The sequence below is a fragment of the Ruegeria sp. 6PALISEP08 genome, assembly GCF_001238295.1.
Taxonomy (GTDB): Bacteria; Pseudomonadota; Alphaproteobacteria; order Rhodobacterales; family Rhodobacteraceae; genus Ruegeria.
In genome coordinates, this window is record NZ_LGXZ01000001.1 from 266,463 (window position 1) to 290,611 (window position 24,149).

26 protein-coding genes are annotated in these 24,149 nt (G+C 59.0%); 14 read left to right on the forward strand and 12 right to left on the reverse strand.

Annotated elements, in window-relative coordinates; translation table 11 throughout:
- Positions 1-125 precede the first annotated feature (125 nt).
- Positions 126-857 carry an extensin family protein gene (locus tag ALB80_RS01365; protein WP_050602220.1) on the reverse strand — a complete coding sequence of 244 codons (732 nt, stop codon included), beginning with the start codon at positions 855-857 and terminating at the stop codon, positions 126-128.
- Between the two features lie 97 nt (positions 858-954).
- Complete coding sequence (locus tag ALB80_RS01370) at positions 955-1,374, reverse strand: cupin domain-containing protein (protein WP_050602221.1); 420 nt, start codon at positions 1,372-1,374, stop codon at positions 955-957.
- Between the two features lie 86 nt (positions 1,375-1,460).
- On the opposite strand from ALB80_RS01370, the gene ALB80_RS01375 reads away from it, so the two are divergent.
- A complete protein-coding gene (locus ALB80_RS01375; RefSeq protein WP_050602558.1) occupies positions 1,461-2,879 on the forward strand; it encodes a YdiU family protein in 1,419 nt (472 codons plus the stop codon).
- Positions 2,880-2,893: 14 nt separating this feature from the next.
- Here ALB80_RS01375 and ALB80_RS01380 read toward each other — a convergent pair whose 3' ends face one another.
- Complete coding sequence (locus ALB80_RS01380) at positions 2,894-3,781, reverse strand: DMT family transporter (RefSeq protein WP_050602222.1); 888 nt, start codon at positions 3,779-3,781, stop codon at positions 2,894-2,896.
- A gap of 220 nt (positions 3,782-4,001) precedes the next feature.
- Here ALB80_RS01380 and ALB80_RS01385 point away from each other — a divergent pair, with 220 nt between their 5' ends.
- The 6 genes from ALB80_RS01385 (at position 4,002) to ALB80_RS22350 (ending at position 8,522) form a co-directional block, all read left to right on the forward strand.
- Positions 4,002-4,706 carry an endonuclease/exonuclease/phosphatase family protein gene (locus ALB80_RS01385; protein ID WP_050602223.1) on the forward strand — a complete coding sequence of 235 codons (705 nt, stop codon included), beginning with the start codon at positions 4,002-4,004 and terminating at the stop codon, positions 4,704-4,706.
- Positions 4,707-4,789: 83 nt separating this feature from the next.
- Positions 4,790-5,203, forward strand: a complete 414-nt coding sequence (locus tag ALB80_RS01390; protein WP_050602224.1) for a Fur family transcriptional regulator — start codon at positions 4,790-4,792, stop codon at positions 5,201-5,203.
- A 132-nt stretch (positions 5,204-5,335) separates the two neighbouring features.
- Positions 5,336-6,214: a DMT family transporter gene (locus tag ALB80_RS01395; RefSeq protein WP_050602225.1), complete on the forward strand. Its 879-nt coding sequence runs from the start codon at positions 5,336-5,338 to the stop codon at positions 6,212-6,214.
- 136 nt (positions 6,215-6,350) lie between these two features.
- Positions 6,351-7,628 (forward strand): phosphopyruvate hydratase, encoded by a 1,278-nt coding sequence (eno, locus tag ALB80_RS01400; RefSeq protein WP_050602226.1) that lies wholly within the window; start codon positions 6,351-6,353, stop codon positions 7,626-7,628.
- A gap of 102 nt (positions 7,629-7,730) precedes the next feature.
- On the forward strand, positions 7,731-8,216 hold the full coding sequence (locus ALB80_RS01405) for a GNAT family N-acetyltransferase (RefSeq protein ID WP_371255943.1): 486 nt from the start codon (positions 7,731-7,733) through the stop codon (positions 8,214-8,216).
- A 141-nt stretch (positions 8,217-8,357) separates the two neighbouring features.
- Positions 8,358-8,522: a hypothetical protein gene (locus ALB80_RS22350; RefSeq protein WP_172677846.1), complete on the forward strand. Its 165-nt coding sequence runs from the start codon at positions 8,358-8,360 to the stop codon at positions 8,520-8,522.
- Here the strand turns inward: ALB80_RS22350 and ALB80_RS01410 are convergent.
- From ALB80_RS01410 to mazG, 3 genes are all read right to left on the reverse strand, one after another.
- Positions 8,519-8,968, reverse strand: a complete 450-nt coding sequence (locus tag ALB80_RS01410; protein ID WP_050602228.1) for a GNAT family N-acetyltransferase — start codon at positions 8,966-8,968, stop codon at positions 8,519-8,521. The genes ALB80_RS22350 and ALB80_RS01410 overlap by 4 nt on opposite strands.
- Positions 8,965-9,903, reverse strand: coding sequence for a nucleoside hydrolase (locus ALB80_RS01415; protein ID WP_050602229.1), 939 nt, complete (start codon positions 9,901-9,903; stop codon positions 8,965-8,967). The genes ALB80_RS01410 and ALB80_RS01415 overlap by 4 nt, the downstream gene beginning before the upstream one ends.
- Before the next feature lie 63 nt (positions 9,904-9,966).
- The gene (mazG, locus tag ALB80_RS01420; RefSeq protein WP_050602559.1) at positions 9,967-10,824 is read right to left on the reverse strand and encodes a nucleoside triphosphate pyrophosphohydrolase; all 858 of its coding nucleotides are present in this window, start codon (positions 10,822-10,824) and stop codon (positions 9,967-9,969) included.
- Positions 10,825-10,890: 66 nt separating this feature from the next.
- Here mazG and ALB80_RS01425 point away from each other — a divergent pair, with 66 nt between their 5' ends.
- From ALB80_RS01425 to ALB80_RS01440, 4 genes are all read left to right on the forward strand, one after another.
- The gene (locus ALB80_RS01425; protein WP_050602230.1) at positions 10,891-12,054 is read left to right on the forward strand and encodes a M20 aminoacylase family protein; all 1,164 of its coding nucleotides are present in this window, start codon (positions 10,891-10,893) and stop codon (positions 12,052-12,054) included.
- A gap of 12 nt (positions 12,055-12,066) precedes the next feature.
- Positions 12,067-13,041, forward strand: coding sequence for an agmatinase (gene speB, locus ALB80_RS01430; RefSeq protein WP_050602231.1), 975 nt, complete (start codon positions 12,067-12,069; stop codon positions 13,039-13,041).
- Positions 13,042-13,128: 87 nt separating this feature from the next.
- On the forward strand, positions 13,129-14,064 hold the full coding sequence (speB, locus tag ALB80_RS01435; protein WP_050602232.1) for an agmatinase: 936 nt from the start codon (positions 13,129-13,131) through the stop codon (positions 14,062-14,064).
- A 77-nt stretch (positions 14,065-14,141) separates the two neighbouring features.
- On the forward strand, positions 14,142-14,543 hold the full coding sequence (locus tag ALB80_RS01440; protein WP_050602233.1) for a DUF1499 domain-containing protein: 402 nt from the start codon (positions 14,142-14,144) through the stop codon (positions 14,541-14,543).
- 15 nt (positions 14,544-14,558) lie between these two features.
- On the opposite strand, the gene ALB80_RS01445 is transcribed toward ALB80_RS01440, so the two are convergent.
- Positions 14,559-14,840, reverse strand: coding sequence for a hypothetical protein (locus tag ALB80_RS01445; protein ID WP_050602234.1), 282 nt, complete (start codon positions 14,838-14,840; stop codon positions 14,559-14,561).
- A 62-nt stretch (positions 14,841-14,902) separates the two neighbouring features.
- Here ALB80_RS01445 and prfA point away from each other — a divergent pair, with 62 nt between their 5' ends.
- The 3 genes from prfA to ALB80_RS01460 all read left to right on the forward strand — a co-directional run bounded on the left by prfA (position 14,903) and on the right by ALB80_RS01460 (position 17,620).
- Positions 14,903-15,958, forward strand: coding sequence for a peptide chain release factor 1 (gene prfA / locus ALB80_RS01450; RefSeq protein ID WP_050602560.1), 1,056 nt, complete (start codon positions 14,903-14,905; stop codon positions 15,956-15,958).
- The gene (gene prmC, locus ALB80_RS01455; protein WP_050602235.1) at positions 15,955-16,800 is read left to right on the forward strand and encodes a peptide chain release factor N(5)-glutamine methyltransferase; all 846 of its coding nucleotides are present in this window, start codon (positions 15,955-15,957) and stop codon (positions 16,798-16,800) included. Before prfA ends, prmC begins: the two co-directional genes overlap by 4 nt.
- 241 nt (positions 16,801-17,041) lie before the next feature.
- Positions 17,042-17,620, forward strand: coding sequence for a DUF4167 domain-containing protein (locus ALB80_RS01460; protein WP_050602236.1), 579 nt, complete (start codon positions 17,042-17,044; stop codon positions 17,618-17,620).
- Between the two features lie 52 nt (positions 17,621-17,672).
- Here the strand turns inward: ALB80_RS01460 and rsmA are convergent, their stop codons facing one another.
- The 5 genes from rsmA to lptG all read right to left on the reverse strand — a co-directional run bounded on the left by rsmA (position 17,673) and on the right by lptG (position 24,062).
- Complete coding sequence (gene rsmA / locus ALB80_RS01465; RefSeq protein ID WP_050602237.1) at positions 17,673-18,515, reverse strand: 16S rRNA (adenine(1518)-N(6)/adenine(1519)-N(6))-dimethyltransferase RsmA; 843 nt, start codon at positions 18,513-18,515, stop codon at positions 17,673-17,675.
- Positions 18,516-18,599: 84 nt separating this feature from the next.
- Positions 18,600-19,565 carry a 4-hydroxythreonine-4-phosphate dehydrogenase PdxA gene (gene pdxA / locus ALB80_RS01470; RefSeq protein ID WP_050602238.1) on the reverse strand — a complete coding sequence of 322 codons (966 nt, stop codon included), beginning with the start codon at positions 19,563-19,565 and terminating at the stop codon, positions 18,600-18,602.
- Positions 19,562-20,815 carry a peptidylprolyl isomerase gene (locus ALB80_RS01475; RefSeq protein ID WP_050602239.1) on the reverse strand — a complete coding sequence of 418 codons (1,254 nt, stop codon included), beginning with the start codon at positions 20,813-20,815 and terminating at the stop codon, positions 19,562-19,564. Before ALB80_RS01475 ends, pdxA begins: the two co-directional genes overlap by 4 nt.
- Positions 20,806-22,962: an LPS-assembly protein LptD gene (locus ALB80_RS01480; RefSeq protein ID WP_050602240.1), complete on the reverse strand. Its 2,157-nt coding sequence runs from the start codon at positions 22,960-22,962 to the stop codon at positions 20,806-20,808. The genes ALB80_RS01475 and ALB80_RS01480 overlap by 10 nt, the downstream gene beginning before the upstream one ends.
- Complete coding sequence (lptG, locus tag ALB80_RS01485; RefSeq protein ID WP_050602561.1) at positions 22,962-24,062, reverse strand: LPS export ABC transporter permease LptG; 1,101 nt, start codon at positions 24,060-24,062, stop codon at positions 22,962-22,964. Before lptG ends, ALB80_RS01480 begins: the two co-directional genes overlap by 1 nt.
- Positions 24,063-24,149: the final 87 nt, after the last annotated feature.

Genomic DNA, 24,149 nt, shown 5'->3' on the forward strand with positions numbered 1-24,149 from the left:
TGCCCCCGTCGCGCAAGCGCGACTCCCCCGGGATATTTTTAGCCAGATGAAGAGCGGATTCTAAAAGCTCGGGAGGCTGTTGAACGCGAGGCAAAACAGGCCAAGCTCGGATACAATCCGCAGGTCTAACGGCAAACGGGCGCACCTTTGCGCTGGGCTGTGTCAAAGTGGAAATGCCCGGCGTGATAGCGATCTGCATCCGGGCCGAGCACGGTGCTGAAGACCCCACAAGCCCCGGTGTGCAACTGACGCAGAACCGCGCTTTGGGTGCTGTCATTCCATCCGTCCTGAACGGTGATCTGGGTGCCATCCTGAAGAACAAAGGTCGAGATATCGATGGCCCGACCGCGTGCGTGTTGCGATAGGCGCGCTCGCGGCTGGTTGTTCTGGGTTTTGCAGGCATAATGCCCAACAACCCGCATCCCCTTGAGCCCGCCACCCAAATCGGCAAAGGCGGGTTTGGCGGTGTTTTCGATCCATGTTTTCAGCGTAACCGCCGTCTGACAGTCCATCAGTGAAAACTGACTGAGCGCAACATCCGAAATCCGGTACACCCGAACCGGGTTCGCGATGCCGCAGCCCCGGGCTTTGCTTGTCAGGGCTTTGCGTGTTTCCCCCAATATGGTCCAGTCGCCACATACGGCCCCGCGTTCGCGCATCCGGTCACGCCCCTGTTCCAGTTGCAGGGTTGCGCAAGGGGGAAGATCTTCGGGGGTCTGCGCTGCGGGGGCGGCGTCGGTTGTTGTACCTGGCAGTGACACTTCGAGCGCTTCGCCAGAATCAGCGCAGTCAGGACTGGCATTTGCATTCCCTGCATTAAGGCAGAGAAACAGAATTGTCAGACAGACCTGCTTCATACTCACTCGATACTCCGTCACACGCGGTTACGGGTACAGGATGGGCAACGCAGGGCCGTCTGTAAACTCAACTTTTCAGAGACTTTTGATGGTTGGGCTATTCCCGTGGGATGTCAAAGTCCGGTGCGGCCAGTTCAAATCCTTCGAAATCAAAGCCGGGGGAAACCGTGCAACTGACCAGAGTGTATTCTCCTGTACTGTGTGCAGCCTGCCAATGGCCTTCAGGAACGATCAGCTGAGGCGCACCTTTTGACAGGTCAGGAGTCAGCAGATGATCGGCAGCAGGCCCTGCATCCGTCGCGCTCAGCGACAGGACCAGCGGCGCACCGGCGTGGTAGAGCCAAATTTCGGTCGCATCGACCCGGTGCCAGTGGCTGCTTTCGCCCGCCTGCAACAGGAAATAGATGCAGGTTCCTGTGGGGCGGCCTGCGTTTTCGGCGCGCCAGGTTTCGGCATACCACCCCCCTTCGGGATGACGTTGGAGGTTCAGGTGGTCGATTATGTCTTGTGCGGTCATGAGTGCCCTCTTGGTTCGGCGCGATTATGCACGGGCACGCACGATCCGCTATGGTATTCGTGAGCCTGAGGAATATGTATTGCAACATGACCCTGACGATCCCGTTTGATAACACCTATGCCCGTTTGCCAAATGCGTTTTTTGCGCGGCAGGCACCCGTTCCTGTGCGTGCGCCGCAGATGATAGCGTTTAACGATGATTTGGCGAAGTTGCTGCAAATTGCCCCCGGCGATGTGAAGGACATGGCCGAGGCTTTTGCGGGCAATCGTCTGCCTGAAGGTGCCGAACCTATTGCACAGCTGTATTCGGGGCACCAATTTGGACAGTACAACCCTCAGCTGGGGGATGGGCGCGCGGTGTTGCTGGGCGAGACTGTGGGCATCGATGGGGTGCGCCGGGATATACAGTTGAAAGGCTCGGGCCCTACGCCGTTTTCGCGCCGCGGCGATGGCCGGGCGTGGCTGGGTCCGGTTCTGCGTGAATATGTGGTATCCGAAGCGGTGCACGCGCTTGGCATCCCGACCACGCGTGCTCTGGCGGCTGTGGAAACGGGCGAGACGGTGTTTCGCGAAGGTCCGATGCCGGGCGCGGTGTTGACGCGTGTGGCCAGCAGCCATCTGCGGGTGGGCACGTTTCAGGTTTTTGCCGCACGGGGGCAGTTGGACAGCTTGCGCCGACTGACGGAATACGCCATCGCGCGTCACTATCCCGAGGCTGAGGGGCCTATGGGATTGTTGCGGGCCGTGCGGGATGCGCAGGCCCGGTTGATCGCGCAGTGGATGAGCGTAGGTTTCATTCACGGGGTGATGAACACTGACAATTGCTCGATCGCGGGCGAGACGATTGATTACGGTCCCTGCGCGTTCATGGACACGTATCACCCCAACACGGTCTACAGTTCAATTGATCGCATGGGGCGCTATGCTTATTCCAGCCAGCCCGATATCGCAGTGTGGAATTTGGCGCAGTTGGCGACGGCCTTGATCCAACAGATGGACGACAAAGAGGCCGCTGTCGAAGAAGCGACCGAGATTGTCCATGCCATGCCGGAGTTGTTGCAAGACAATTGGTTGACTCGCTTCCGGGCCAAGCTTGGATTGACGCGCGCTGAGGATGGCGATCTTGAATTGATCACCGACCTTCTGAAACGCATGGCCGAAGGACAGGCGGATTTCACCAACACGTTTCGGGCGCTGGGCAGTGATTCTGTTCGGGATCAGTTCCTGGACCCTGCGACCTATGATAGTTGGGCCGAAGGCTGGCGCGGACGGATTGCCCGTGAATCGGACCCGCAGGAGGTGATGGCCGCCGCAAACCCGGCGTTTATTCCGCGCAACCACCGTGTCGAACAGATGATTCAGGCGGCGGTGCAGGGGGACTATGCGCCGTTCCATCGACTGAATGCCGTCCTCGCTCGGCCCTATGTTGATCAGGATGGTGCCGCAGACCTAAAACGGCCACCGGCCAAGAACGAAGTGGTGCACGCAACCTTTTGTGGGACGTAACCCACAGGGTGGCGTTACTTTCGAACAATCTCCAACACTGCGGCGCTGACGATCAGCGTGGCGCCCAGAAACTCGCGCAGACCAAAGGGTTCTCCGGACAGCACGGCGGCAGAGGCGATGCCGACGACAACTTCGCTCATAAGCAACAGGCCAACCCGTGACGGGGAAAGCTTCGTTGCAGGCCAGATCGTCATGTAGACCATGGGCAGGATGTAGAATACCGACAGAAGGGCCAGCAGCAGAATGCGGATCGTCTCATTTGGTGCGATGGAGGGTAGGGCCTGCTCAGGCAGTACAAGGAGGCTGAGCAAGGACAGAATCAGCGCGCCGAAAACAAAGGCAAAGACCTGTCCTGAAATCGAGATACGGCTGGCACGGTATAGGCCCAGCGTGCCCAAGGCCCAGCACATACCCGAAGCCAGCGCCAGCCAGTCGCCTATGTTTTGAGGCCAGGGCACAAAACCCGAACCACCCAGAACAACGAACAGCCCTCCCAACCCGCAGAAAAGACCTGCCAAGCGCATAAGGCTGAGACGCTCACCCAGAAACATAACGCCCAACAGCGTTCCCCAAATCGGGGTGAGGTAGAATAGCAGGATCGACCGCACAACCTCGGTATAAACAAGGCTTATGGAATATAAGCTGAACGCGGCCCCCGTGAACATGCCGCTGAGCATCAGGTTACGCCACTCCCGAACAAGTGTGTGTCGGTCGATCCATATCAAGGGGGCCAGAGCCATCAGGGCAGCGCAGTACATGGCAATTCCGGGCCATGGGCCGGTCAATCCTTGATCGAGAAAGAACCGAACCGGGATCCAATAGAGTCCCCATAGCGCGCCGCCCATGACCAGAACCAGGCTGGCGCGGGTGCTGTTGTTCGGCTGTGTCTGATGCAGTTCCATTCAGCCCCTTGTGTCGCAGCGGTGTGACCGTTCCACCGCAACCGGATAGAGCAGGGGGTCCAAAGGAACAATCCTTTGGTGATCGGTTGCACGTCGTTTGCCATTAAATCGTGCAATATGCGTTGTTTCCGTGCGAGGTTTTCGTTCTGTAACAGAACTGAGGGGTTGCGCACCGCGCCAGACGTGGCACTTTGGGCGCCAGCCCATTGGTCAAGCCCTTATGAAACCATCTTCAACCCTACGTATCGCCAGCTACAACATTCAAAAATGCCTCGGGCTGGATCTTCGGCGTCAACCGCAGCGTATACTGCAGGTCATCGAGCACATGCAGGCCGACGTCGTTGTGTTGCAAGAGGCGGACAAACGCCTGCCGCCCCGCCCGGCAGCCCTGCCGCATTTCATGTTGGACGAAGCCGGTTGGCAGATCGTCGATCTGGGCGGGGCCGGAAGCCTTGGGTGGCACGGTAATGCAGTCATCTGGCGCGGGGATGGTATTTCAGTCCGGCAGACAGGGCATCATGAGTTGCCGGGGCTGGAGCCGCGCGGGGCGGTCCGGGTCGAGTTCGATACCCAAATCGGGCCGCTGCGGGTGATGGGGATGCATCTGGGGCTGTTGCCTGCATCCCGACGGCAGCAGATTTCGCATATCCGGCGCTGTGATGATGATCTGCACGAGATGCCAACCGTCTGGGCCGGAGATTTCAACGAATGGTCGCGGCAACCGGTTCTGGACCATCTGGCCCCCGAGATGCGCTTTCTACCGCCCCGGCCCAGCTTTCCCGCAGCTCAACCGCTTGGCGCGCTGGACCGGATCGCGCTGGGCGCGGGGGTAAAGGCCACCGCGCATGGGGTTCACAACGCGCGCCCGGCGCATATCGCATCGGATCACCTGCCCGTATGGGCCGATCTGACACGTGCCGCGTAAGATCAGCGGAAAAGCAGAAATCGCTGTAGCGCAAACTGCGCAGACATACTAAGACAGATACCCGAGCAAGTCTGAGGGGCATCATGTCGGAAACGATTATTGGGCGTTGTGAGGCCAAAGGCCTGCGCATGACCGGTCAAAGAAGGATCATCGCGCAGGTGCTAGAGCAAAGCGACGACCATCCGGATGTCGAAGAACTCTATTCACGTGCCTCCGCTGTCGACAAAGGCATCTCGATCGCGACGGTCTACCGGACGGTCAAGCTGTTCGAAGAGGCCGGGATTCTGGAACGTCTGGAATTTGGCGATGGCCGCGCACGGTATGAGGATGCCGAGCGTGATCATCATGACCACCTGATCGATATGCAATCGGGTGAGGTTATCGAATTCGTCGACCCCGAGATCGAAGCCCTTCAGGAAAAAATCGCGGCAAAGCTGGGGTATAAGCTGAAAGGCCATCGGCTGGAGTTGTACGGCGTGCCGCTGGAACAGGACTGATCCATCACAAAACGCGATTGTTCCCCTCACGTTAATTCATAAGCAGTGGCGGGAATTACCTTGCCAGATGACGTTGGTTGAGGTTGTTGTGCGAACAGGCACCCGAAGTGCCCTTTTCCTGTGGACGCGCAAATGAACAACATAAACGGCATTCTGCTGCTCATCGGATCGATGGCGGCCTTTGCACTTGAGGACATGTTCATCAAGGTTCTGTCGGTTTCCGTGCCGACAGGACAGATCATGGTGTTCCTCGGTCTGGTGTGTGCGCTTGTCTTTGCATGCCTGTCGGTGGTCACGCGCAAACGCATCTTTGATCCGGTGGCGTGGAGCCTGCTGCCGATGGTGCGGGCGATAACCGAAGGGTTCGGGGCGGTGACCTTTGTTACGGCGCTGTCCCTGATCGACCTGTCCACGGTCGCCGCTGTGTTTCAGGCCATGCCGCTTGCTGTCACCATGGGGGCGGCCCTGTTCTTGGGCGAACAAGTTGGCTGGCGGCGCTGGAGCGCTATTGGTGTTGGTTTTATCGGCGTTTTGATGATTATCCGCCCCGGTTTGGACGGGTTTCAGCCAGAGTCCCTGTTTGTGGTTTTGACCGTTATTGCGATTGCCGCGCGTGATCTGATCACGCGCAAGCTTGATGTGCGGGTGGCCTCGACGGTTGTGGCAATGCAAGCTTACGTCGCGGTGGCGTTGGCCGGGGGGCTGTTGATGGCAGTTTCCGGCGCGTCTTTTGTACCGCTTCAGGACGGGCAATCCCTGCCGTATCTGGGGGCCATGGGGTTTGGTGTGATTGGATATTACGGCATTGTCACCGCGATGCGGGTCGGCGAAGCCTCGGCTCTGATGCCGTTCCGGTATACACGTCTGGTGTTTTCGATCCTCGCTGGGATGCTGATGTTTGGTGAGCGGCCAGATGCGCTGACAATGGCAGGTGCAACCCTTATCATCGGGTCCGGTCTTTACACCTTTGTCCGCGAAAGGCGCCTGGCCCGCGAACTGTCCCTGGCCTGACCCTGTTGGCGCAAACAGTAAGCTGTTAGCCCTAAAGGTCCGGAAATATGCGTGTTAGCGATAACGGAAGCGGTTTACTTTTGGGTGGTTGCTGCTATGACGCGTGCAACCGACTGCAGCCATAGGAACGGGCCTCATGAGCACCATTATCGACATCCACGCACGCGAAATTCTGGACAGCCGGGGCAACCCGACGGTCGAAGTCGACGTGATTCTGGAAGACGGCACCATGGGCCGCGCGGCGGTTCCGTCGGGTGCATCCACAGGCGCGCATGAGGCCGTTGAAAAGCGTGACGGCGACAAGGCGCGTTACATGGGCAAGGGCGTTCTGGAAGCCGTTGCAGCCGTGAACGGCGAGATCGCCGAAGAACTGGTTGGCTTTGACGCGACCGAGCAGGTGGCCATCGATCAGGCGATGATCGAGCTGGACGGAACCGAGAACAAGGGCCGTCTGGGTGCAAATGCCATTCTGGGTGTTTCTCTGGCGACGGCCAAGGCGGCGGCGGATTTCACCACGCAGCCGCTGTATCGCTATGTCGGCGGCACCTCGGCCCGCGTTCTGCCGGTTCCGATGATGAACATCATCAACGGGGGCGAGCATGCCGACAATCCGATCGACATTCAGGAATTCATGATCATGCCGACCTCGGCCGCGAATATCCGCGAGGCCGTGCGCATGGGGTCCGAAGTGTTCCATACACTCAAGAAGGAACTGTCGGCAGCCGGTTTGGCCACTGGTGTAGGGGATGAGGGTGGTTTCGCCCCCAACATCGCCAGCACGCGTGAAGCGCTGGATTTCATCCTGAAGTCCATCGAAAAGGCAGGGTACAAACCAGGTGAGGAAATCCACCTGGCGCTGGATTGCGCGGCGACCGAATATTTCAAAGACGGCAAGTACGTTTTGGCGGGTGAGGGCACGACCCTGACCTCGGAAGAAAACGCCGCCTATCTGGCAGCGCTGGTCAATGACTATCCGATTATCTCGATCGAGGACGGCATGTCCGAAGATGACTGGGATGGTTGGAAAGCCCTGACCGACGCCATCGGGGACAAGGTGCAGCTGGTGGGGGACGACCTGTTTGTCACCAACCCCGCGCGTCTGGCCGAAGGGATCGAACGCGGCTGTGCCAACTCGATGCTGGTCAAGGTAAACCAGATTGGTTCGCTGACGGAAACCTTGCGTGCCGTCGACATGGCGCATCGCGCGCGTTACACCAACGTAATGTCCCACCGCTCGGGCGAAACCGAAGATGCCACCATCGCCGATCTGGCTGTAGCGACGAATTGTGGCCAGATCAAAACCGGATCGCTGGCGCGGTCGGACCGGTTGGCCAAATACAACCAGCTGATCCGTATCGAGGAATCGCTGGGCGAGGTCGCGGAATACGCGGGCGCGTCGATCCTTCGCAAATAAAGCATCTGGTGCTAGGCTGACCCTCGGACACAATCTGGGGGTCACATCTTGCTAAACATCATCGAACCAGAAGCGCCGGACCAGCTGAACGCGGTTCGGCGTTTGTGTTGGGATTACAGGGATTTCCTGCTGACCCTGGATAAGCAATCCGTTCAGATCGTTCAGACCTTTTATCCCAGGGAAAAATACGCCCGTTTGATGGACGCCATCGAGGTGGATCACGCGCCACCAAGCGGTGGGATCAAGTTGGCTGTTGTAGGTGACGAACCGATTGGTTGCGGCATGTTTCACACAATTGAGCCGGGCGTGGCCGAGATCAAGCGGGTGTATGTGACAGACGCGGCAAGAGGCACTGGCGCGGGCCGTGCAATTATGCTGTCGCTGATCGAAACCTGCAGGGATCTCGGCTTTGACCATATCCGAATGGATACAGGGAAACCTCTGGAGGCGGCGACTCGATTATACCTGTCTTTGGGGTTTCATCTGCGCGATGCATACTCTGAGATTCCAGAAATCGCACGGGATCACCTGCTTTTTTTCGAAATGTCTCTTTCGCAAATCAAAAAAACTAAAAATACTAATAAATGAATTTAATCAATATTTTATTGCCCGTGATTACTCTGATCAGGTCGCAAAATCCCTGCTTTAGTAAAGTTATGTGTGAACTTGTTACTAACCAAGTTCACTCTGAATGCCGTATTCTCGGTTCATCGTAGAAAGGGGAGTACGATGTCTGTATCAAAATTCCTTCTGATAGTCACCGCAGCGTCCATTTCAGTTCTGTCCGCTTGCTCGGAGCCGGGGACGTATCCAATTACCGGCGAACCAGTTTCGTCGAACGATCCGGTACAAGACATGAACCCGGCCAATATTTTCCGGGGCGAGTCGCGCTAAAGCACCTTGCTCATCAGCATGTACTTTTCTCGGGGTCTGAACCCGGTACGCAGGTACAGTTTCTGAGCGGCCTCATTGGTACGGTCGACTTCCAGGTGAAGTGCCGTCAATCCAGCTCCAGCCAGAGCTTTGGGCAGGTCCAGCAAAACCTCGGTCGCGATGCCGCGACCGCGAACGGCGGGACGGATATAGATTTCGTCCACAAAGCCATCCATGCCACCAAATTCGACCGACCAGCCGAATGTCAGGATGATATAGCCCAACGGCGCTCGTCCCGGTCCGATCAGATAGACGCAGCCGTGGGGGATGCCTTCCAGCAAAGGGACCAGCGCGTTTCTGGTCTTATCTGCGTCCTGTTCGATCCGTGCTTCGACATGAAACGCAGTGACCAGCGCCATCAGGCGGTCAAGATCTTCGGGGCGCGCAAGGCGCAGAGCGGCGCTCATAGTCGGGCCAGCCTTTCTGTCAGTAGTGCAAAGAAGCCGTCCGCGTCGAGATCGCCGATAAACAGCGCGTTTGGAGCGCGGTCTGTAACGCCCCACCAGTCGGCCACGGTCATGCCCATAGTCAGTTCTGACAGGGTCTCAACCTCGACATTCACGTGACGGCCCGAGAACAGTTCTGGTTTGATCAGGTAAGCGGTTACGCAGGGGTCATGCAGGGGGGCACCAGCGCTGCCGTATTTTTCCTTATCGAAGCGTTCAAAGAAGTCGGTCATTTCCGCCACGGCGATGCCGACCCTGGTTCCCAATGCCCGGAACGCGTCATTGCGGGGTTTGGTAACAAGCGCCTTGTGTGTGACGTCCAGCGGCATGACCACGATGGGTCTACCGGATCCGAAAACGATATCAGCAGCTTCGGGGTCGACATGGATGTTGAATTCGGCTGTGGGGGTGATGTTGCCCACTTCAAAATAGGCGCCACCCATCAATATGATTTCCTGCACCCGATCGACGATGTCGGGGGCCTTGCGAAACGCCATTGCGATATTGGTCAGCGGCCCCAACGGGCAAAGAGTTACGGTCCCCGAAGCCTCGGCGCGCAGGCTTTGAATGATAAAGTCCACCGCGTGCCCGTCAGCCAGCGGCATCTGCGGGTCGGGCAGGTCCGGGCCGTCCAGCCCGGTCTTTCCATGCACATGTTCCGCTGTGACCAGACTGCGGATCAGCGGGCGGTCGCAGCCCGCATAGACCGGAATATCGGTCCGGCCCGCCAGTTCGCAGACGATGCGCGCGTTCTTGGCGGTCAGCGACAGCGGCACATTCCCGGCGACGGCGGTGATGCCCAGAACCTCGATCTCATCCGGGCTGGCCAGGGCCAACAGGATGGCTACGGCGTCGTCCTGTCCGGGATCGGTGTCGATAATGATTTTGCGGGGCATGGTCTTCTCCGGGCGGCGTAAGGGTCGGACACTCGCAAGTGTCGCGCTACTTGTCTAGCCGATTTACAGATCGGCTGCGGCATCCACCGGCGGGAGTTTGCCGTTGGCGCGATGCTCCTCGGTTTTGACCTCATCCCAGAGCGCATCCATCTCAGCAAGATCGCTTTGCGCAGGGGTTTTGCCCCGCTCGGACAGCCGGGCCTCGACCTGTTCAAAGCGGCGGGTGAACTTGGCATTGGTGCGGCGCAGTGCGGCTTCGGGTTCGATGCCCAGATGGCGACCCAGATTGACCATCACAAACAGCAGATCGCCGAATTCGTCCTCAAGCGCGTCGGCGTCCATCTTGTCGCGCGCTTCCTCCAGTTCTGCCGCTTCTTCGGTGATCTTGGCCAGCACATGGCTCGCATCGGGCCAGTCAAAGCCCACGCGGGCGGCTCGTTTTTGCAGTTTGTGCGCGCGCAGCAAGGCAGGAAGGTTTCCAGCGACCCCGTCCAGCGCGCCTTTCTGTTCCTTGCCTGCACGCTCGGCGGCCTTGATCGCTTCCCAGTCTCTGGTCTGCTGATCGGCTGATTTATCGCGGGATTCGTCGCCAAATACGTGGGGATGACGGCTTACCATCTTGTCCGACATGGTACGGACCACGTCCTGAAAGGTGAAATGACCTGCCTCTTCGGCCATTTGCGCATGAAAGACGGATTGGAACAGCAGATCGCCCAGTTCCCCCTTCAACTCGTCATAGGCCTTGCGCTCGATCGCATCGGCGACCTCATACGCCTCTTCGATAGTGTAGGGGGCTATGGTGGCGAAATCCTGTTCGATATCCCATGGGCAGCCGGTTTGCGGGTCGCGCAGGCGGCGCATGATTTCCAGCAGACGCTCGATCCCGGCGTCGCTGTCATGGATCAGAGGATTTTCGGCCATTGCGAACCCTTTCGTTCCGGTGTCAGATGCATCCATTCCGCAGTCAGGATCAGGAGTCCACCCCAGATGCCCGTCGTCAACCGAATTGCCGAATTTTCAGCCGATATGGCCAAGTGGCGCCGGCACTTGCACACGATCCCTGAACTGGAGTTCGAGTGCTATGAGACCGCCGCTTTCGTGGCCGAGCGTCTGCGTGAGTTCGGGGTGGATGAGCTGCATGAAGGCATCGCAAGGACCGGAATGGTTGCGATCATCAACGGGCAGGGGGATGGGCCGACCATCGGCCTGCGTGCCGACATGGATGCCTTGCCGATATCGGAAGAAACGGGTGTCGACTATGCCTCGACAAATCCGGGCAGGATGCACGCGTGCGGTCATGACGGTCACACCACGATGTTGCTAGGTGCGGCGCGCTATCTGGCCGAAACGCGAAACTTCGCCGGTCGCGTGGCGCTGATCTTTCAACCTGCCGAGGAAGAAGGTGGCGGCGCGGGCGTGATGGTTGAAGAGGGGATCATGGACCGGTTCGACATTTCTCAGGTCTATGGAATACACAACGATCCGGGAAATCCGGAAGGCGCCTTCTATACCACGCCGGGCCCGATCATGGCGGCGGTGGATTCGTTCGAGATTCATATACAGGGTGTCGGAGGGCACGGGGCGATGCCCCATCAGACCAAAGATCCCGTAATGACAGCCTGCGGCATTGCACAAGCGATCCAGACAATTGTCAGCCGAAACCACTATGCAGTGGATGATCTGGTCGTATCGGTCACACAGATCCACGCAGGAACGGTTAACAACGTGATCCCGGACACTGCTTATTTGAACGGCACTGTGCGCACCTTTGACCCATCTGTTCAGAAGATGGTGATGGAGCGGATGGCGCAGATCGTTCAGGGGCAGGCGACGTCATACGGGGTAGAGGCGCGGCTGGATTATCAGGTAGGTTATCCAGCCACGATCAATGATGTTGAAAAAACCGCTTTTGCCGCCGATGTCGCGCGCGAAGTCTCCGGACCCGAGCGCGTGGTCGACACTATGGGGCGCGATATGGGGGCCGAGGATTTTTCGTACATGCTGCAGGCGCGACCAGGGGCGTATCTGTTCCTGGGGCAGGGCGAAGGCGCAGGGTTGCATCATCCGAAATACAACTTCAACGACGATATCGCGCCGGTAGGGGCTTCGTTCTTCGCGCGGATCGTGGAAAAGGCGCAGCCTTTGGGCTGATGGGGTAAAGAAATGGCACTGGAAGACGCAAAGAACCAAGTGGATGAGGCGTTCACCAACCCGGACCTGAAGGGGTTGTCTTATGAGAACACTTTTGGCGGGGCGACCTCGTTCCTGCGGCGGCTATACACCAAAGACCTAAGTGGCGTGGATATTGCGGTGACGGGTGTGCCCTTTGATCAGGCCGTCACCAACCGTCCCGGCACCCGGCTAGGCCCGCGTGCGATCCGCGAAGCCAGCGCGCTGCAATCGCCTGACGCGCCTTATGGATGGCCTTATGATCCGCTGAGCGAACTGGCGATCGTCGATTACGGCGATATGGCCTATGACTATGCCAATATTCCGGCCTTTCCCGATACGTTGATCGATCATATCCGCACCATTCTGGCGGCAGATGTGGCCTCGGTCACTCTGGGCGGCGACCACTATATCAGCTTCCCGATCCTGAAGGCCTATGCGGAAAAATACGGGCCCATGTCACTGCTGCAATTTGATGCGCATACAGACACTTGGGCCGATGATGACATGTCCCGTGTCGATCACGGAACGATGTTCTACAAGGCGGTGAAATCGGGGATTGTGGACCCGAAACGCTCTGTCCAGGTCGGCATACGCACCCACAATGAGGACACGCTGGGCGTCAACATCATCGATGCGCGCGAGGTCTATGAATCCGGCCCCACCGCAGTTGCAAAGAAGATCAAGAGTATTCTGGGCGACAACCCCGTTTACCTGAGCTTTGACATCGACGGGCTGGACCCGGCCTTTGCGCCCGGCACAGGCACGCCGGTCTGGGGCGGGCTGAGTTCGATTCAGGCGCAGATTATCCTGCGCGACATTGCCGGGATCAATATCAAAGGCGGAGACGTGGTCGAGGTCTCTCCGCCCTTCGACACCTCGGGCGCGACGGCGATTGCCGGGGCCCATGTCGCGACACAGATCATCTGTTTGCTGGGATGGGATAAGCTGGCAAAGACAAAAGAGTAAACCGGTTGGGCACACGTTAACTTCTGGTTAGCCATACCTCCGGTATGTGCTGGAAGAGGTAATTTAAAAGGATGGGGCGGCACGCGCATGACAGAATTCAACCAACCGATCAGCGGCAATGATCTGGCGCGATTTTCGGGGCCGAACACATTTATGCGCCTCCCGCAGGCCGCGTCGTTGGCGGGGCTGGACGTGGCGGTACTTGGGATTCCGATGGATATCGGCACCTCGTGGCGCTCGGGCACACGGTTTGGCCCGAAACAGATCCGCAGTGAAAGCGCGATGATCCGACCTTATAACATGGCCACGTCAGCAGCCCCGTTCGATAGTTTGCAGATCGCCGATATTGGGGATCTTGCGATCAACATCTTCTCGCTGGCCGACAGTCTGAGGATCATCAAGGAAAGCTACGATGCGATTCTGGCAAAGAATGTGATTCCGGTGGCAATAGGGGGTGATCATTCGATCACCTTGCCGATCCTGCGGGCCATTGCGGCAAAGCACGGGCCGGTGGCCCTGGTGCATGTGGATGCCCATGCGGATGTGAATGACGAGATGTTCGGTGAAAGGGAAACCCACGGCACCGTCTTTCGCCGTGCATACGAAGAGGGGCTGATCGTTCCCGACAAGACCTTTCAGATCGGCATTCGCGGCTCGGGTTATGCGGCCTCGGATTTTACCGAGGCCAAGGATTGGGGTTTTCGCCAGTTCCCGGCCTGGGAATTATGGCAGCAGAACCTGACTCAGATCGGGTCGCAGATCCGCAAGACGATTGGCGAGCATCCGGTCTATATCACTTACGATGTCGACAGCCTGGACCCGGCATTTGCACCGGGCACCGGCACGCCAGAGATTGCCGGGCTGACGACACCACAAGCGCTGCAACTGATCCATGCGTTGCAGGGTGTGAATGTGGTGGGCTGTGACCTGGTCGAGGTCTCGCCGCCCTATGATCCTTCGGGCAACACGGCGCTGACGGCGGCGAACCTGATCTATGAGATGCTGTGCATCCTGCCGGGGTGACGTCGCGGTAATCCGGTTCGGAGCAACTTGTCCCGGCGTTTGATCCGCATAGGGTTTCTCGAAGAGGATAATGCGGGATGAAAAAGATGGTTCTTTGGGCAGTGTTCGCGCTTGTGATCGGGCTGGGCGCATATATCCGGCTCGCCCCGTCGGACCCCGCCCAATGGAACGTTGCGCCCGTCGCACCGGTGGATCAGGACCTGCCGGGGGGCGTGGTGCGGGTTGTCGAAACCGGTCCAGACGGATTGCACAGGCTTGACCAGATCATCCGTGCCACGCCGCGCACTTCGATTCTGGCCGGGTCCGTGGACGCGGGCATGATCACCTATATCACTCGCACAAAGTGGATCGGCTTTCCCGACTACACCACGGTTCAGCAGGACGGAAACACCCTGCGTATCAACAGTCGTCTGCGGTTCGGTCGCAAGGATTTCGGGGTCAACAAAGCCCGGGTTGATGGGTGGTTGGAGCAGATGTGACCGTTCCTCTGAGGTTTAAGACGCCTCGTCCTGAACGGCGTCACCAACAGGTTTACTCTGCAACCCCGATGACAGGCACCCTTCCTGAACTTCGCGCCACATGGGAACGTTCAGCGACATCTGACATTGCGCGGTGAACATACGGCCATCGACCTGCAGGCAAATCATTTCGCCCAGTTCGATGCGTGACCCGGATGTGTCGGTGCAATAGCAATCGCGGGTCTTGCCGTCTGGGCCGATGTAATCGGCGAAAACCGGCGTGGATGTCAGCAGCATAACAAGCAAAATCCGTTTCATGACAGCAAGCTTAGCATGACGTTGCCCTTGACCAAAGCCCCCGGATGATAGACACCGCCGGGATGATCCCCGAAGAACGTCTTGAACAGATCACCCAGCGCTTTCAATACCTCGAAGCAGCCATGGCCGATGGCGCGTCGGGGGGCGATATTGCGACGCTGGCCAAGGAATATTCCGACCTCAAACCGGTGGTCGATCAGATCATGGCCTGGCGTCAGCTGGTCGCTGATCTGGCCGAGGCCGAGGCGATGCTGGCTGACCCGGAAATGAAAGAGCTGGCCGAGGAAGAAATCCCTCAGTTACAGGCCGGCATTCCTGTGGCGGCACACGCGCTGCAACTGGCCTTGTTGCCAAAAGACGCGGCAGATGCGCGTCCGGCGATGTTGGAAATCCGCCCCGGAACCGGAGGAGATGAGGCCGCTTTGTTCGCAGGCGATCTGCTACGTATGTATCAGCGCTATGCCGAGGCACGGGGCTGGAAGTTTGAAATCATCGAGGAACAGGCATCGGATCTGGGCGGGATCAAAGAGGTCGTGGCCCATATCAAGGGCGACAATGTCTTTGCCCGGATGAAATACGAATCCGGCGTGCATCGGGTTCAGCGCGTACCGGAGACCGAAAGCGGCGGGCGGATTCATACCTCGGCTGCGACAGTGGCGGTTCTGCCCGAGGCCGAGGATGTGGACATCCAGATCGACGCAAATGACATTCGCATCGACACCATGCGCAGCTCGGGTGCGGGTGGGCAGCACGTGAACACCACCGACTCGGCGGTGCGGATTACGCACCTTCCCACGGGGTTGGTGGTCACGAGTTCCGAGAAATCCCAACATCGCAACCGCGAGATCGCTATGCAGGTGCTGAAGACGCGGCTCTATGATCTGGAGCGGCAACGGATCGACAGCGAACGCTCGGCGGACCGGGCCAGTCAGGTGGGCTCGGGCGACCGCTCGGAACGTATTCGCACTTACAATTTCCCGCAGGGGCGCATGACCGATCACCGGATCAACTTGACGCTTTATAAGCTGGATCAGGTGATGCAGGGCGATCTAGACGAGGTTATCGACGCGCTGACCGCTGACGATCAGGCGCGACTATTGGCCGAGATGGCGCAATGACGGGTCTGCAAACAGCGGCACAGGCCATGGTAGCGGCAACGGCACGTCTGCGGGCGGCTGGCGTGGACGATCCGGCACGGGATGCGCGCGTGCTTCTGGCCCATGCGGCGCGCATAGAGGCCAGTCGGGTGACGCTGATCGCACCAGAAGAGTTGCAGCCCGAGATTGCCGAGCGCTATGACCAGTTGATCTCTCTACGCGCTATTCGGGTGCCAGTGTCACATTTGCTGGGCGAACGCGAGTTCTATGGGCGCAGATTTCGGGTAAGCCGAGATGTGCTGGACCCACGCCCCGAAACCGAAACCCTAATCGAAGCAGCCCTGAGCGCACCGTTTGATCACGTTCTGGACCTTGGTGTGGGTTCGGGTTGCATCCTGATCACTTTGTTGGCCGAACGCACCAGCGCCTCGGGTCTCGGGGTCGACCTGAGCGAGGCGGCTTGCCTGCAAGCCAGTGCCAATGTGGTTGAGCATAAGGTACAGGGGCGGGTTGAAATTGTACGCTCGGATTGGTTCGAGAACATTGATGGCCAATTCGATCTTATTGTTTCCAATCCACCCTATATCTCAGTGGATGAGATCGCAGAGCTGTCACCAGAGGTGAAAGAGCACGAACCGCGTATGGCTCTGACCGATGAAGGCGACGGGTTGGGGGCATATCGGCGGATCGCTGCGTCGGCCCCGGACTTTCTGTTGCCGGGCGGGCGGATTTTTGTGGAAATAGGCCCTACGCAGGCAAAAAAGGTTGGCGCTTTGTTCGACGCGGCGGGGCTTGTAGATGTCTGTGTGATCCCCGATCTGGACGGGCGCGACCGCGTGGTTGGCGCAAAAATGCCGGGTTGATCGGCAGGATTGCGACCAAAAAGCGCTGCCCCGACTAAAAAAGCTGGTGAAAACCCGAGATTCCTCTTGTCTGCGCGCTCAGGACATGTTTACTCAGGATTAGTCGGCGAGGTTGACGCTGTTGCAGCGCACCCCTGACGCCAAGCCCAAAATAGTCGAGATCCCGTCACGGCAAACGCCTCAGAGCAGTGCAAGACACGGGTGGTTCGACAGCGAATTGATAAGGCTGACGTAAAGAAAGATGAGATCTTCCAAATCCCGCTCGCGGGCCAAGAATAACCGCAATCGTCCTTCCGGCGGCAACGTCGTAAACCGTGTTTTTGACAGCTCGGGCCCCGAGGGCAAGGTGCGTGGCACGCCGCAGCAGATCATTGACAAATACAACCAGCTGGCCCGTGACGCGCAACTGTCCAATGACCGTGTGGCCGCCGAAAACTTTCAGCAGCACGCCGAGCATTATCTGCGTATGCTGAGTGAAGCGCAGCGCGAAATGGACGCCCGCCGGGAAGAGCAGGAGCGGCAGAACCGCGAACGCCAGGCTGAACGTGATCGCGAACGCGCTGAACGTCAGGAACGCGAAGCCGCCCGTCAGGCCGATCCGGCCGAGGTGCCACAGCCGGATGTGATGGATTTCGCACCCCCCGAGGCTGCGCCGGAAAGCGGCTTAGTTGAAACACCAGAAAGCAAAGGGGTCGAGACCCCGGCGCCTGAGAAAAAAGAAAAACCTGCGCGCAAACCACGGGCGCGTAAGCCCAAACCTGCGCCAGCTGCGGAAGATGCGCCCAAAACCGATGGGGACGCGCCGGAAGCGGCTGAATAAGCTAAGAAGCAGTTCGAACAAAAGCCCCGGTAGATCCGGGGCTTTTGTGTTTTCAGGTCTTTTGAACTTCGCGTGCCAATTTGCAGAATGCCTCAAGCGGGACCTGCTCGGCGCGTTCCGTGGGCTGGATACCGGCTGCCAGCAGGCGGTCTTCGATATCCGGGGCGACGCTTTTCAATGAGGCACGCAGCATCTTGCGGCGTTGATTGAAAGCGGCAGCGACGACCCGTGACAATGTGGCTGCGTCAGCAGGATATCGGGGTTCGGGCAGGGCGGTCAGGTGAACCACGGCGCTTGAAACCTTGGGCGGTGGGGTGAAAGCTCCGGGCGGCAATGACATGGCGATGCGCGCCTCGGCCCGCCATTGGGCAAGGATGGCGAGACGGCCGAAAGCTTTGCTGCCTGGTTGGGCGACGATGCGTTCGGCCACTTCGCGTTGGAACATCAGCGTCAGGCTTTGCCAGAAGGGCGGCCATTGAGGTGGGGTCAGCCAACGGACCAGCAGTTCGGTGCCCACGTTATAGGGCAGGTTGGCCGCGATGCGGACCGGCGGTGTCAGGTGGTCAAGTGGATTGATTTCCAGCGCGTCGCCGTTGATGACCTCAAGCCGTCCGGGATAGGCGGCGGCGATGTCGTTCAGGGCAGCGATGCAGCGTGTGTCCTTTTCCACCGCCACGACTTTGCGCGCGCCTTCGGACAACAGCCCACGGGTCAGGCCGCCGGGGCCAGGACCGATTTCAAGCACATCACATTCGGTGAGATCCCCGGCCTGACGGGCGATCTTGGCGGTCAGGTTGAGGTCCAGCAGGAAATTCTGACCCAGTGACTTGCGCGCCGAGAGCTGATGGGTTGCGATAACCTCGCGCAGAGGGGGGAGTGTGTCGATTGCGCTCATGATCCGATTACCGTGGCGCAGACTGCAGAGGCAGCGCCAGAGATTTTTTGCCTCCGGCGGGGATATTTTCAGCCAGGTGAAGGATCAAGAGCGTTGTGCCATGCGTTGGGCGAGTTTCAGGGCCTCGATCAGGCTGGTGGGCGCGGCGATGCCTTTCCCCGCGATATCCATTGCGGTGCCGTGATCCGGCGAGGTGCGAATGAAGGGCAGGCCGAGGGTCACGTTCACACCCCGGTCGAAGTCCAGCGTTTTGATCGGAATCAGCGCTTGATCGTGATACATCGCGATGGCCGCATCATAGCGGGCGCGTGCGGCGGCATGGAACAGAGTGTCCGCTGGGTGAGGGCCCGTAAGGGTTGCACCATCCGAGTTCAATTCTGCGATAAGCGAGGCAATCCAATCGCCTTCCTCGGCGCCCATTTTACCCCCTTCGCCCGCATGGGGGTTAAGACCCGCAATGGCGATGCGCGGGGTGTCGATGCCGAACTGGTCGCGCAGGCCGCGCGCGGTGATCTCGATCGTGTCACGCAGAAGGTCCGGGGTCAGGGCCGCCGGAACTTGCGACAAGGCAATATGTATTGTGGCAGGCACGACGCGCAACTGGTCGCTTGCCAGCATCATGACAACCCGACGGGTGCCAGAGAGGGCGGCGAGAAACTCGGTATGGCCGGGATAGCCGAACCCAGCGCCATCCATCAGGGCCTTTTTGTGGATGGGCGCCGTGCACAGTGCTGCGGCAACACCGGATTTTACCAGCTCGACACCCGTTTCGATGGCACCGATCACCGAGGGCGCATTGGCAGGGTCGGGCTGACTGGGCACGTTGGGGGCAGGAAAATCCAGTTGCAGGACGGGCAGCGCCTTCTCACAGACGGTGACAGCCTGCGACGGGTGTTCAATCTGCGCGACAGGCGTGTCGGCAGGCAGGTGGCTGGCGTCACCGATATAGAAGAACGGGCAAGTGTCACGCAGTTCGGCCCAGGCTTTGGCGGCGATTTCCGGGCCGATCCCGGCCGGTTCACCACAGCTAAGCGCAATCGGGCGGGTCATTCCTGAATGATCACGGCATCAGCCCGCAGTTGTTCCACCAGGCTTTCGGCAAACGCCTGAAGGCGCTGCTGTGCCAAAGCATTGGCCACATCCGCGCGTGAGGTGTTTTCACCCAGATTGCGCGTGCGGTTGCACAACATCAGGAACATCAGCGTCTGGCCGTTGTTGCGAGTCAGGTTTGTCGACACCTCGTTACGGTCCAGCTTGGCCAATTCGACCGCTACGTCGCGCGGGACTTCGGACGGGACAGCGTCGATGCGTTCCAGTACCTCGGGGGGCTGATCCTTGGCGATACCATAAAGGTCATCGCAAGTGTCGATCTCTTCCTTGAGACGTGCGGCCTGTGACAAGGCATCAGAACTGCGCCCGCCGGAAATATAGTAGATCGCGTAGTCCAGTTTTGAGATTGGCGCCGCAGAGGTCGCAACCTCGCGCAATCCGCGCATCTGAAACAGGGCAACGGCGTTGGGAAGCGTGATGGGTTGGGTAATTTGGCTGGTCTTCAGGCCCAGAATGACCGGTTGAAGGGCCGGAGGCAGGTCGGTGATGTTCAGCCAATCCAGGCGCCCACCTTGGTCGCGTGTGGCCGCAGCGGAATACTGTGCCGCAGCGGCTGAAAACGCATCTTGACCTTCCAGGTTCGAGATTTCCTGAGCCAGAAGTTCCGTCTGTGCAAGGGTTTGCTGGTTTACCGGAATGATGATCTCGGACAACAGCACCTGCAAACCACCACCGCCGGACTGTCCCAGGGCGCGGTCAATCTCGTCTTCGGTCGGGCGCGCCTGCGACAGGTAGCGAGAGCTGATGTAATCGCGCCAGGCCAGCTGATCCGCCACATAATCGCGAACGGTTTCCTTATCGACACCAGCGTCGCCCAAGAGCGACAGGAATTGTTCCGAAGACAACTGCCCACGCGCCGCAAATTCGTCGATGCCCAACTGAACGGCTTCGGAAGTTGCCTCGACCCCGGCTTCGCGCATCACCTGCTGGCGCAGTTTTGCGTCGATCAAGGCGTCCCGGACATCTGCTTCGCTGCCACCGGGCAGGCCCAGAACATTCAGGAATTGCAGACGCTGTTCCAGCTCGTACCAGGTGACAATGTCCTGATTGACGCGGATCGCCGGGGAAAACAGGCTTTGCGCCCCGACCTGCGAACCGGCAACAGCAAACACTGCGGCGGCCAGTACCGGCGCGACCGGTTTTAGCCAACCGGAACGAAGAAACCTGGAGAAACCTGATATCAACTGCATGTTCTCTTGTATGTCTTGCCACCGCCTTCGACGGAGTATCCTGTCAGAGACAGGGTAAAGCCGAATTCTGTCGAAGGCTCAATAGTGGATGTTGAAGTAAAGCGTCGACTTACGGACATGTTAACCTGAACACATTCGTTCCGGTACGTCACGCCCAGCCCAAGACGGATGGGTTCTGACTGGCCCAGATCATAGCGGGCTTCGGCATTTGTCAGCCAGTTCCGGTCCACCTGATACCGGCCCAGAAGCCAGATTTCCGAGATCTCGTCGACGATGTTTTCCGCCGGGTCCGGTTCCTGCCAGACATAGCTGCCCGAGAGCCCGGCGACCTCGTTCGCCCAGGCGCCGCGAAGTTCCGCTTTGACAAAGCTGAAATCGCTGTCGATCAGGCCACGCCCGCCCAGCGACCAACCGTTGGCGGTTCTGATCTGCCCAGCCACCAGCAGATCCGACGTGGTACCTTGAAGCCCTGAGGTCAGCGTAAAGTTCGGATCGGCGTCGGCCCTGAACACCTGACCCACGGTGGCAAGAGCCTGCCAACCACCCGCGCCATAACGGGCCCAGTTAAGCCCGATCACCCCGGTCGTACCGTTTTCGCGCTGATCTTCGGCCGGAAAACGGGACAGGGCCAGCAGGTTGCCCTGATCGAATTCCTGAAAGGTGCTTTCGTCATTTGGAACGTTGGTGTCGGACACATGCGTCCATCCGATCTGGGCGATCGGTTCCAGGAACTGAACCGCCCCAGACTGTTCGCGTCGGGTCATGGGATAGCGCAGTGTCAGTGCGGCCCTCGGGGTCGATCGGGTGATCTGCGAGGGGAAATTGCTGTCGTGCCGCACGTTGAACGTATCGACCGACGCCCCCAGTGTTGCATCCGCCCGCAAGCCCGAGGCAAAGGTCCAGCTGCGCAACCATTCAGCGTCGAACGTGGCGCGGGCAATATCTCGGCCTATGACATCGGCGTCGCTGGTCCGTTCATGGGCGTGGCTGACAAAGGCCAGTCGAACTTCGCCGCCCACCGTATTGGGAAAGAACCTTTTTTCGTAGTTCAGGTCAAAGACGCGCGAGGGGATTTCATTCTGGTTTTCGCTGTCGCGCAGCGTTTTGTAATGGATCAGGCTTGTCTTGAAGGCTGTATCACGTTTGATCCTCTCCAACGCGACTTCGCTGCGCAAACGGTCCAGATCCGGCAGGCCGTAGTCAACAAGATAGGCATCGTCCGAGGTGGTCTGAAGGTTGAACGTCAGTCGGAAGTCATTCTTGAGGTTGAACCAACCGTTGGCGAAAACGTAGCCACGATCCTGATCTGGCTGAACGTCATCGCGCGTATACGCGCCTTCTACCTGAATGCGACCGTTCACAAAGGCTTGACGATATCTATACCCCAACGTCGTCGTCTTGGACGAAAGGTAAGGCGTCAGCGTCAGGTCCTTGTGGTCCCCAAGCTTGAAGAAATACGGAACCTGCACCCCGGTCCCCAACTGCGAGGTGCTTCGGATCGAGGGCACCAGAAAGCCGGTCGCGCGGTCCAGGGTCGGATCGGGCAGGCGCAGATAAGGAAAGTAGAAAACCGGGTAGTCCCGTACGCGAAGCTGCGCGCCTTCGAAGTACAGCTGTCGCTCCAGTTTGTCATGGATGACGCGGCGGGCCCGAATCTGCCAAAGCGGCGGTTTGCCATTGGCACAGACATGGCACGACGTGGCCGAAACTTTGCTGAACTGCGTATAACGGCCCGCTGCCCGCTTTGCCTGAACCGAGGCGATCTGTACCTGCTGTTCAAAGACCATCCGCGCGCCGATCAGCAAACCGTTCTGAATACCGCTGTCGAGCTGTCCTGAATCCGCCAGCAGGGTGGTCTGACCGCCCTGGTCGATACGGATCGGGCCATCCAGCGTCAGCTCACCGGTTTCACGATCATAGATGATACGTTGCGCAGAAAGCTTGATATCACCTTGAAAAGCCTCGACATTGCCTTCGGCCACCAATTTGCGTTCTGGTGTGATGAATACCTTGTCGGCCACCAGCAGGGCGGGTTCTTTTTGCTCTTGCGCGCCTTGCTGCTGGGCCGGCGTAGACTGGGCCACAAGGGTCGCCGGGGCAGACAAGGCCAGCGCGCTGCTCAGCAAAAGGGGAACGATGCGCCGCATCAGCCGTCCTCCGCATGAAGCAGCAGGCCGAGAGCGAGCAAAATGGCGGCAAAGGGCGGTGCCCAGGCAGCGATATAGGTGGGCAATTGTCCGTTTTCCCCAAGGATTTGCGCAAAGTTGCGGACGAAATATATGGAAAAGCCAAGCAGAACTGCCGTCAGAACAGCTATCCCGGTGCCACCGAAGCGGACGTGGCGCATGGTGAAGGCGGCCCCGATCAGCACCATCGAGACCAGAAAGAAAGGCCGTGCCAGCTGTACCTGAAGCCAGACCTCATATTGTTTGGTCGAAAAACCTGCCTCGCGCAGGTCCGCGATCAGTTGGGGCAGGTCATAGACTGAAACGGAATCCTGCTGCCCCAGCGTGTCCAGAATGCGCTGACGAGTCAGCGAAGTGGGCAGTTCCAGGCGTTCATGCTCAACCGCAGAGGCTTCAGGATTCTGCCCGTCCTGCATAGGCCAGATTTTGGCGTTGGACAGGATCCACCTGCCATCCTCCAGCTCGGCCCGGTCAGCGATGATTTGCTGGGTTGGTTTGCCGTCGCGGGCAAAGGTAATGACGGTCACATCGTCCAGTCCCAGCGTGTCGCCGTTTGAAGTACCGCGCGCGTGAATCACGGCCTGGCCGTTTTCTGCAGACTGGCGCAGCCACAGCCCCTCGCTGCTGATCGACAAGGCTGAACTGCCGTTGTTCTTGTAGGAATCGGACAACCGCTGGAACTCTTCCGAAGTGGCGGCGGAGATTGGGTTCAGCAGGGCGACGGCCAGCGTACCTATGGCCAGCGCCAGCAGCACAGGCGCGACCAGTGCGCGGATGCCCGAGCGGCCAATGGCGCGGGTCACCACCAGTTCCGAAGTACGCGCAAGCCCGACAAACAGCGCAATGGTGGACAGGATGACCAACAGCGGAAGCATTTCGCTGATCGCGGCGGGTGTGTTCAGAAGCGTCAGGTGCAGCAATTGCCCAAACGACAGGTCGTAATCATCAAACCGGCGAATCTGTTCGATCAGATCGATGAGAATCATCAGGGTCAGAAAGATGCCGCCAATGACCAGAAAACTCTGCATGAACCGGCGGGCGAAATAGCGGTCGAGGATCACGGGCACGCCCCCGCTGGGCTTGCAGTACGGGCGATCGGGCCGATAGCGCGTACGCAGAATGTCATGCGCAACGGCGTATGCCTGCCC

Bases quoted from the DNA above. Each gene is read 5' to 3' on its own strand.
- ALB80_RS01365 (WP_050602220.1), bottom strand. From the start codon at position 857: ATGAAGCAGGTCTGTCTGACAATTCTGTTTCTCTGCCTTAATGCAGGG.
- ALB80_RS01370 (WP_050602221.1), bottom strand. From the start codon at position 1,374: ATGACCGCACAAGACATAATCGACCACCTGAACCTCCAACGTCATCCC.
- ALB80_RS01375 (WP_050602558.1), top strand. From the start codon at position 1,461: ATGACCCTGACGATCCCGTTTGATAACACCTATGCCCGTTTGCCAAAT.
- ALB80_RS01380 (WP_050602222.1), bottom strand. From the start codon at position 3,781: ATGGAACTGCATCAGACACAGCCGAACAACAGCACCCGCGCCAGCCTG.
- ALB80_RS01385 (WP_050602223.1), top strand. From the start codon at position 4,002: ATGAAACCATCTTCAACCCTACGTATCGCCAGCTACAACATTCAAAAA.
- ALB80_RS01390 (WP_050602224.1), top strand. From the start codon at position 4,790: ATGTCGGAAACGATTATTGGGCGTTGTGAGGCCAAAGGCCTGCGCATG.
- ALB80_RS01395 (WP_050602225.1), top strand. From the start codon at position 5,336: ATGAACAACATAAACGGCATTCTGCTGCTCATCGGATCGATGGCGGCC.
- eno (WP_050602226.1), top strand. From the start codon at position 6,351: ATGAGCACCATTATCGACATCCACGCACGCGAAATTCTGGACAGCCGG.
- ALB80_RS22350 (WP_172677846.1), top strand. From the start codon at position 8,358: ATGTCTGTATCAAAATTCCTTCTGATAGTCACCGCAGCGTCCATTTCA.
- ALB80_RS01410 (WP_050602228.1), bottom strand. From the start codon at position 8,968: ATGAGCGCCGCTCTGCGCCTTGCGCGCCCCGAAGATCTTGACCGCCTG.
- ALB80_RS01415 (WP_050602229.1), bottom strand. From the start codon at position 9,903: ATGCCCCGCAAAATCATTATCGACACCGATCCCGGACAGGACGACGCC.
- mazG (WP_050602559.1), bottom strand. From the start codon at position 10,824: ATGGCCGAAAATCCTCTGATCCATGACAGCGACGCCGGGATCGAGCGT.
- ALB80_RS01425 (WP_050602230.1), top strand. From the start codon at position 10,891: ATGCCCGTCGTCAACCGAATTGCCGAATTTTCAGCCGATATGGCCAAG.
- speB (WP_050602231.1), top strand. From the start codon at position 12,067: ATGGCACTGGAAGACGCAAAGAACCAAGTGGATGAGGCGTTCACCAAC.
- speB (WP_050602232.1), top strand. From the start codon at position 13,129: ATGACAGAATTCAACCAACCGATCAGCGGCAATGATCTGGCGCGATTT.
- ALB80_RS01440 (WP_050602233.1), top strand. From the start codon at position 14,142: ATGAAAAAGATGGTTCTTTGGGCAGTGTTCGCGCTTGTGATCGGGCTG.
- ALB80_RS01445 (WP_050602234.1), bottom strand. From the start codon at position 14,840: ATGAAACGGATTTTGCTTGTTATGCTGCTGACATCCACGCCGGTTTTC.
- prfA (WP_050602560.1), top strand. From the start codon at position 14,903: ATGATCCCCGAAGAACGTCTTGAACAGATCACCCAGCGCTTTCAATAC.
- prmC (WP_050602235.1), top strand. From the start codon at position 15,955: ATGACGGGTCTGCAAACAGCGGCACAGGCCATGGTAGCGGCAACGGCA.
- ALB80_RS01460 (WP_050602236.1), top strand. From the start codon at position 17,042: ATGAGATCTTCCAAATCCCGCTCGCGGGCCAAGAATAACCGCAATCGT.
- rsmA (WP_050602237.1), bottom strand. From the start codon at position 18,515: ATGAGCGCAATCGACACACTCCCCCCTCTGCGCGAGGTTATCGCAACC.
- pdxA (WP_050602238.1), bottom strand. From the start codon at position 19,565: ATGACCCGCCCGATTGCGCTTAGCTGTGGTGAACCGGCCGGGATCGGC.
- ALB80_RS01475 (WP_050602239.1), bottom strand. From the start codon at position 20,815: ATGCAGTTGATATCAGGTTTCTCCAGGTTTCTTCGTTCCGGTTGGCTA.
- ALB80_RS01480 (WP_050602240.1), bottom strand. From the start codon at position 22,962: ATGCGGCGCATCGTTCCCCTTTTGCTGAGCAGCGCGCTGGCCTTGTCT.